Raw genomic sequence first — 7,574 nt, forward strand, 5'->3', positions numbered from 1 at the left:
GCGGACGATCCGCTGGCCGGCACGATCGACCCGAAGATCGCCTTCGAGGCGGACAATCTGGAAGCCGCGGCGGAGGCCCAGCTGGACGCCGACGTGATGGATCCCGGGCCCACCTCGGACCCGAACTCGCCGGTCTCGCTGTACGACCACGGTCAGCTCGGCACGGTGGCCGACGCCACTGTGGGCCGGCTGGTGGAACCGGACGAGGGGTCGCACACCGACCAGGAGACCGACTCGGTGGCGTACGACGCCGGATCGGCCGGCGGCGGGGCGACCGCCGAGGAGTTGGCCATCCACGAGACGGAGCCACCGCGCTCGGTCTGACGTCCGCTCGATCTGACGTCCGTCCGCTCAGTCGTCCAGGCCGCGTTCGATGGCGTACCGGGTCAGCTCGACCCGGTTGTGCAGTTGCAGCTTGCCCAGGGTGTTCTGCACGTGGTTCTGCACGGTGCGGTGCGACAGGCCGAGCCGCTGGGCGATCTGCTTGTACGACATCCCCTTCGCCACCAGCCGCAGCACCTCCGTCTCCCGTTCGGTGAGCTGGGGCGTCGCGGGTTCGGCAGCGCCGGCGCTCCCCCGCCCCGGTCCGGCGGCCAACCGGCGGTACTCGCCGAGCACCAGTCCGGCCAGGCCGGGGGTGAACACCGCCTCGCCGGCCGCGGTGCGGTGGACCGCCTCCAGGAACTCGGCGGGCGCTGTCGACTTCACCAGGTAACCGGTGGCACCGGCCTTGACCGCGTCCAGCACGCTCTGCTGCTCGCCGCTGGCGCTGAGCATCAGCACCCGTACGGCGGGCAGCGCCGTGCGCAACCCCAGGATCACCTCGACGCCGGAGATGTCCGGCAGTTGCAGGTCGAGGACGACGACGTCGGGCCGGGCGGCGGCGGCCACCCGAACGGCCTGTCGCCCCTCCCCGCTGGTCGCCACCACCAGGAAGCCGGCCTCGGTCAGGTCGCGGGCCACCCCCTCCCGCCACATCGGATGGTCGTCCACCACCATGACCCGGATCTGGTTCACCGCGCCGACCTCGGCACGCTCAGCTCGATCTCGGTGCCCGCCTCGGGTGCGGACACGATCCGCACCGTCCCGCCCAGGTCGGTCACCCGGCCCCGGATCGACTGGGTCACCCCGAGCCGCCCCTGGGCGGCCGCCTCGGCCAGCCGGCCGTCCGGGATGCCCGGCCCCTCGTCACGGATCGACACGGTCACCGTCTCCCCCTCGTCCTCGATCAGCACCCAGGCCCGCCCACCGGCGTGCCGTCCCACGTTGTCCAGTGCCGCACCGGTTGCCGCCGCCAACTCGCCGGCCACCTGTCGGGGCAGCGGCACCGGCGTGGCCGGGGCGGAGAGCGCCACCGTCGCCGAGGCGTACCGGCCGAGCAGGGTCCGCAGGTCCACCGCCTCGCCCCCCTCCGGGAGGCTCGCGGCGGTCGGGCTGGCACCGGTGATCAGCGCGCGCAGTGCGGCCTCCTGCTCACCGGCCAGCCGGGCCAGCTCGCCGGCCTCCCCGGGCAGGTCGGCGCCGCGCCGCTGGACCAGCGCCAGCACCTGCAGAACCGAGTCGTGAATGCCCCGGGCCAGCCGTTCCCGCTCCCGCGTGGCGGCCTCCAGCTCCACGGCGCGTTGCAGCCGCTCCTCGGCGCTCGCCGCCAGCCGGGCCACGTGCCCGACCACCACTCCGGCGAGCAGCATCAGGATCACCCCGGTGAACGAGGACTGACCGATCCGCTCCCGGGTGGCCAGGTCCGCTCCGGCGACGATCAGCGCGGCGACAGTGCCCCGCCGCCGGCCGCCGGAGACGGCCCAGGCCAGCACCGGGCCGGCCATCCAGGCCACCCCGAGGGTGGGTACGCCGTGGGTGAGCGCCGTCCGACCGACCACCCACGGGGTGGCCAGCACGATGGCCACCACCACCGCGAGGTCGGCCAGCAGCAGCGGCCAGCGCCGCCAGGACGGTCGGGCATACCCGACAGCGGTCGCCCCGGTCCAGGTGATCATCAGCAGGATCAGGGCGCCGACGGCGTACGGGTGGGCGTACCGGTCGGCGTCGCGCACCGCGAGCGCGCAGACGTACGCCAGGGAGGCCAGCCTGAACACGGTGAGGGCACGCCACAGCGGCACCTCGAATCCACCCGGTGGCGACGGCATGGCGGTCAGGATGCCACAACGGTTCGGCCGCCCGGCGATCAGCGAGTGCGGTTCGGGAAACCCTGACGTACGGTGGAAAAGCCGCGAAATACTCCGAGATGCGCCGCCGGGACGGGCCCATGACGAACGCAGATCCGCACGCACCGCGTACGGTTGTGCCCATCGAACCTGCCCTCCTGATCGCCGACGCCTTTGACCAGGCTCAGGTGACCGAGATTCGACACTCGGTCGCCTCCTGCGCGCATGCCTCGGGCCTGCGGGGCCAGCGGCTGGACGACTTCGTGCTCGCGATCAACGAGCTGATCACGAATGCGGTGCGCCACGGCGGCGGGCGCGGCTGGCTGCGCCTCTGGCAGGAGTCGGGTGTGCTGGTCTGCGAGATTGCCGACCACGGGCGCGGGATCAGCCCGCAGCGACTGGGCGACCGCAGTCGGCCGGCCCCGGACACCGCCGGCGGCTGGGGGCTCTGGCTGGCCCGCGAGTTGACCGACGCGATGGAGGTGTCCACCGGCACCGCCGGCACCACAGTCCGCATCACCACCGGCCTACCCACCCAAAATCCCACCCCGCACTAACCCCCACCCCACCCCGCCCCACCCCACCCGCGCGCGATCTTGCATTTGCTGTCGCGGCGAATCACCCGAAACCACTCATCCCGGCGACACAAACCGCAAGATCGCGGGGAAGAGCAGGGCGGGGAGACGGGGTGGGTCAGGCGAAGAGGGCGGAGACGGATTCTCCGTTGTGGATTCGGCGCGTCGCCTCGGCCAGGGCGGGGGCCACCGACAGGACCCGCAACTTGGGGACCCGCTTGGCGTCCGGGATGGGCACCGTGTTGGTGCAGACGATCCCCAGGACGCCGTCCTGGTCGCTGAGCCGCTGCAACGCGTCCCCGGAGAAGAGGCCGTGCGTGCAGGCGAGCCGGATCGACCGAACCTTCAGGCCGCGCAGATGCTCCATCAACTCGACCACCGTGCTGCCCTTGGCGATCTCGTCGTCCAGCACGATGACGTCCCGGTCGGTCACGTCACCGATCACCGCGCTGATCTTGACCAGGTCGTCGCTGAACCGCTGCTTCGCCCCGGCCGCCACCGGTGTGCCGAGCAGCCGGGCGAAGGCCGCGGCCTCCTTGGCGTTGCCCAGGTCGGGTGAGACCACCACGGTGTTGCTGAGGTCGTAGCGCCGGAAGTGGGTGGCCAGCTCCCGCAGCGCGTGCAGATGATCCACCGGGACGCTGAAGAAGCCGTGCACCTGCGGCGAGTGCAGGGTCATCGCGAGCACCCGGTCCGCCCCGGCCGAGGTGAGCAGGTCGGCGACGAGCCGGGCGCCGATCGAGATCCGCGGCGCGTCCTTCTTGTCCGAGCGGGCGTACGCGTAGTGCGGCAGCACCACGGTGATCCGACCGGCGGAGGCGCCCCGAGCCGCGTCGATCATCAGCAGCAGCTCGACCAGGTGCTCCTGCACCGGCGGCACCAGCGGCTGGATCAGAAAGACGTCCCGCTCCCGGCAGTTGGCCTGCAACTGGACTTCCAGGCAGTCGTTGGCGAACCGGGAGACCCGCACCGGGTGCAGCGGCACTCCCAGGTGAGCGCAGATCTCGGCAGCCAGGTCGGGATGGGCGGTTCCACTGAAAACTGCGATGTCGCGCACGTTCGCACATCGTAGGGGACGCGGACGGCAGCCGACGGCGGTGGGCCGGAACCCACAGCGACGCCTGTCGCGCCACTCCGCCGTCCGGGTACGGTGCTGCGGTGACCCCCCAGTACGTCGCCGCCATCGACCAGGGCACAACCTCCTCGCGGTGCATCGTCTTCGACCGGGCCGGGGACATCGTCGCCGTGGCCCAGCGCGAGCACCGGCAGGTCTTCCCCCGACCGGGTTGGGTGGAGCACGACGCCGAGGAGATCTGGGACAACGTCCAGCAGGTGGTCGCCGAGGCGCTGCGGGCCGCCGGCACCGACGCGTCCGGGTTGGCCGCCGTCGGCATCACCAACCAGCGGGAGACCACTGTCGTCTGGGCCCGGGCCACCGGCCGCCCGGGGGGCAACGCCATCGGCTGGCCGGACACCCGGACCGGGCCGCTGCTGCGCGAGCTCGCTTCGGCGTACGGCGAGGAGCGGTTCCGGACCCGCACCGGCCTGCCGCTGGCCACCTACTTCGCCGGGCCGAAGCTGCGCTGGCTGCTCGACGAGGTCGACGGCCTGCGCGAGCGCGCCGAGCGCGGCGAGGTGCTCTTCGGCACCATGGACAGCTGGCTGATCTGGAAGCTGACCGGCGCGCACGTCACCGACGTGACGAACGCCAGCCGGACCATGCTGATGGACCTCACGACGCTCGACTGGGACCCGGAGCTGCTGGACGCCATGGGCGTGCCGGCGGCGATGCTCCCGGAGATCCGCTCCTCCGCCGAGGTGTACGGCTCGGCGACCGGCGTGCTCGGCGGGGTGCCGGTGGCCAGTGCGCTCGGCGACCAGCAGGCCGCCCTGTTCGGGCAGACCTGCTTCCAGCCGGGCGAGGCGAAGTGCACCTACGGCACCGGCAGTTTCCTGCTGCTCAACACCGGTGCCAGCCCGGTTCCGTCGACCCACGGCCTGCTCACCACCGTCGCCTACCGGATCAAGAACCAACCACCGGCGTACGCCCTGGAAGGTGCCATCGCGGTCACCGGCTCACTGGTGCAGTGGCTGCGGGACAACCTGGGGTTGATCTCCTCGGCGGCCGAGGTGGAGGAGCTGGCCCGCACCGTCGACGACAACGGCGGCTGTTACGTGGTGCCGGCGTTCTCCGGGCTGTTCGCCCCGCACTGGCGCAGCGACGCCCGCGGGGTGATCGCCGGCCTGACCGGCTACATCACCAAGGGGCACCTGGCGCGGGCGGTGCTGGAGGCGTCGGCGTGGCAGACCCGCGAGGTGGTCGACGCGATGAACGCCGACTCGGATGTGGCGCTGCGCCGCCTGAGGGTGGACGGCGGCATGACCGCCAACGGCCTGCTCATGCAGTTCCTGGCGGACGTGCTCGACGTGCCTGTCGTCCGTTCCCGGATCACCGAGACCACCTGCCTGGGTGCGGCGTACGCGGCCGGGTTGGCGGTCGGTTTCTGGCCGGATCTGGCCACCCTGCGGGCGCAGTGGCGTTCCGACGCGCAGTGGGAGCCGGCGATGGCCCCGGAGCTGCGCGATCAGGAGCTGCGCCAGTGGCGCAAGGCCGTGCGGCGCACTCTGGACTGGGTGGACTGACCTCAGCGGCCGGCGCGGACCCGCGCCACGAACGCGCGCCAGGCCGCCGGCGCGAAGGTGAGAACGGCACCGGCGCGGTCGGTGGAGTCGCGGACCAACACCTGACCCGGCAGGTTGTCGGCCACCTCCACGCAGGTGTCGCCGCCGTTACCGCTCCGGGTCGACACGCGCCACCGAGGGGTGGGGGCGGAGTTCACAGCTCGTTCACCAGCTTTCCGATCAGCTCGACGGACACGCCCGCCGGCAGGGCCTCGCCCAGCAGCGTGTCCCACATCGTCCTGATGGTAGCCACGGTGTCGGGCCGGTCGACGATCTGACCGAAGACCCCGTCGACGTAGGCCACCTCGTCGCCGTCAGTCAGGTTGGCCAGCACGAAGCCGCCGGCCAGCCCGGGGTGCGCGCCCACCCCGGCGGGGATCACGTAGAGCCGCACGTGGGGCAGGGTGGCCAACTCGACCAGCCGTTCCAACTGGGCGAGCTGAACGTCCCGATCGCCGACCACGCGGCGCAGCGCGGTCTCGTCGACGATCGCGGTGAACCGCTTCGGGGCCGGGCCGGTCAGCAGCTCCTGGCGGGCCAGCCGGCCGGCGACCAGCTGGGCGACCTGCTCCGGGGTGTGGGTGCCCTGGGCGCTGAGCACCGCGTGCGCGTACGCCTCGGTCTGGAGCAGGCCCGGCACGAGCGACGGTTGAACGGTGCGGAGGGCGACCGCCTCGGCCTCGATCGCCCGCCACGGCGCGAACCAGGCCGGCGACTCCTGCCGGGCCGCCACCGCCAGCAGCTCGGCCAGCAGCCCGCCGGTGTTCAGCGCCGCGTCCGCCGCCTCGGCGAACTGGGGGGTGGGCCGGCGCCGCCCGGTCTCGATAGCCGCGATGGTGGACGGGCTCCACCTGATCAGCTCCGCCAGGGCCTCCTGCGAGACACCCGCACCGGCCCGGGCCGCCTTGAGCGCCCTGATCCACATGTCGCCGTTCATCCGACCGCCCCAGACTCCACGAAGAGTGACGGGTCCATCCTCGACGGTGATGACGGTCAGGTCCAGCAGGTACGGGGAAAGCGCGGTATCCCGGTCAGTCCCAGCGGTTACCGGTGAGCTTCTCGTAGACATCGACGTAGCGGGCCCGGGTCGCCTCGACCACCTCGGCCGGCACGTCCGGGGCGGGGGGCTGCTTGTCCCAGCCGCTGCCGGTGGCCCAGTCCCGCACGTACTGCTTGTCGTAGGAGAACTGCACCCGCCCCGGCTGGTACGACTCGGCCGGCCAGAACCGCGACGAGTCGGAGGTGAGCAGCTCGTCGGCGAGGACCAGCGTGCCGTCCGGCGCCCAGCCCAGCTCGATCTTGGTGTCGGCGATCAGGATGCCCCGGTCGGCGGCCAGTTCGGCACCGCGCCGGTAGATGTCGAGGGTGATCTGCCGCAGTCGCTCGGCGGTCGCCGCGCCCACCTTGTCCACCACGTCGTCGTACGTGATCGGCTCGTCGTGCTCGCCCGCCGGCGCCTTGCTCGACGGCGTGAAGATCGGCTCAGGCAGGATCGACGCCTCGCCGAGCCCTCGCGGCAGCGGTACGCCGGAGACCGCGCCGGTGCGCTCGTACTCCCGCAGGCCGCCACCGGTCAGGTAACCGCGGGCGACGCACTCGACCGGGACCATGTCCAGCCGCTGGCAGCGGATGGCCCGCCCGGCGAACTCGGCGGGCACGTCGGTGGCCGAGATGACGTGGTTCGGCACCAGGTCGGCGAGCTGCTCGAACCACCAGAGCGAGAGCGCGGTGAGCAGGCGACCCTTGTCCGGAATCGGCGTCGGCAGCGCCACGTCGTAGATCGAGATGCGATCCGAGGCCACCAGGATCAGGTCGTCGCCGTCGGCGTAGACGTCCCGGACCTTGCCCGAGTGCAGAAGTTCCACGCGCCCTAGTACACCACGCGACAGCGGAAGGCCCAGATTCGACCACCCGGCCGAGGGTGACCGGACGGACGTTGACACCTTCGTGCGCTGCCTGCGTGAATGGTCCGACCGCCACCCCCGTAGGCCCAGGAGAGCGCCGTGCCCGTTGTTCGACCCCCGCTCGACCGCCTCGGCGCCGACCCGGGCCGGCGCCGACTGCTCAGCGCGCTGCTCGGTGCGCCTTTGCTCGCGTCCGGCGGGCTGGCGGGTTGCAGCGACGGAGCCGCCACCTCGACCCAGGACGGGCC

Annotated in this window: 9 protein-coding genes; 3 read left to right on the top strand and 6 right to left on the bottom strand. The window is 72.3% G+C overall.

Annotated elements, in window-relative coordinates:
• Window positions 1-324: DUF5709 domain-containing protein (locus KBX53_RS15395; RefSeq protein WP_247675666.1), on the top strand; the 324-nt coding region annotated here is incomplete at its 5' end.
• A 27-nt stretch (window positions 325-351) separates the two neighbouring features.
• Here KBX53_RS15395 and KBX53_RS15400 read toward each other — a convergent pair.
• Together KBX53_RS15400 and macS are read right to left on the bottom strand one after the other, a co-directional pair.
• On the bottom strand, window positions 352-999 hold the full coding sequence (locus KBX53_RS15400; RefSeq protein WP_030336633.1) for a response regulator transcription factor: 648 nt from the start codon (window positions 997-999) through the stop codon (window positions 352-354).
• A 14-nt stretch (window positions 1,000-1,013) separates the two neighbouring features.
• The gene (gene macS, locus KBX53_RS15405; protein WP_210859978.1) at window positions 1,014-2,147 is read right to left on the bottom strand and encodes a MacS family sensor histidine kinase; all 1,134 of its coding nucleotides are present in this window, start codon (window positions 2,145-2,147) and stop codon (window positions 1,014-1,016) included.
• Between the two features lie 119 nt (window positions 2,148-2,266).
• Between macS and KBX53_RS15410 the strand changes: the two genes are divergently transcribed.
• Window positions 2,267-2,722 (top strand): ATP-binding protein, encoded by a 456-nt coding sequence (locus KBX53_RS15410; RefSeq protein WP_210859980.1) that lies wholly within the window; start codon window positions 2,267-2,269, stop codon window positions 2,720-2,722.
• A 136-nt stretch (window positions 2,723-2,858) separates the two neighbouring features.
• Here KBX53_RS15410 and KBX53_RS15415 read toward each other — a convergent pair whose 3' ends face one another.
• A complete protein-coding gene (locus KBX53_RS15415; protein ID WP_210859982.1) occupies window positions 2,859-3,797 on the bottom strand; it encodes a ribose-phosphate pyrophosphokinase in 939 nt (312 codons plus the stop codon).
• Between the two features lie 101 nt (window positions 3,798-3,898).
• Between KBX53_RS15415 and glpK the strand changes: the two genes are divergently transcribed.
• The gene (gene glpK / locus KBX53_RS15420) at window positions 3,899-5,383 is read left to right on the top strand and encodes a glycerol kinase GlpK (RefSeq protein WP_210859984.1); all 1,485 of its coding nucleotides are present in this window, start codon (window positions 3,899-3,901) and stop codon (window positions 5,381-5,383) included.
• 2 nt (window positions 5,384-5,385) lie between these two features.
• Here the strand turns inward: glpK and KBX53_RS15425 are convergent, their stop codons facing one another.
• The 3 genes from KBX53_RS15425 to KBX53_RS15435 form a co-directional block, all read right to left on the bottom strand.
• Window positions 5,386-5,550, bottom strand: coding sequence for a DUF397 domain-containing protein (locus KBX53_RS15425; RefSeq protein WP_307857923.1), 165 nt, complete (start codon window positions 5,548-5,550; stop codon window positions 5,386-5,388).
• 26 nt (window positions 5,551-5,576) lie between these two features.
• Window positions 5,577-6,359 carry a helix-turn-helix transcriptional regulator gene (locus KBX53_RS15430; RefSeq protein ID WP_210859989.1) on the bottom strand — a complete coding sequence of 261 codons (783 nt, stop codon included), beginning with the start codon at window positions 6,357-6,359 and terminating at the stop codon, window positions 5,577-5,579.
• Window positions 6,360-6,453: 94 nt separating this feature from the next.
• Window positions 6,454-7,287 (bottom strand): phosphoribosylaminoimidazolesuccinocarboxamide synthase, encoded by an 834-nt coding sequence (locus KBX53_RS15435; RefSeq protein ID WP_030336621.1) that lies wholly within the window; start codon window positions 7,285-7,287, stop codon window positions 6,454-6,456.
• Between the last annotated feature and the right edge of the window lie 287 nt (window positions 7,288-7,574).

This window comes from Micromonospora sp. M51 (assembly GCF_018070305.1).
Lineage (GTDB): Bacteria > Actinomycetota > Actinomycetes > Mycobacteriales > Micromonosporaceae > Micromonospora > Micromonospora parva.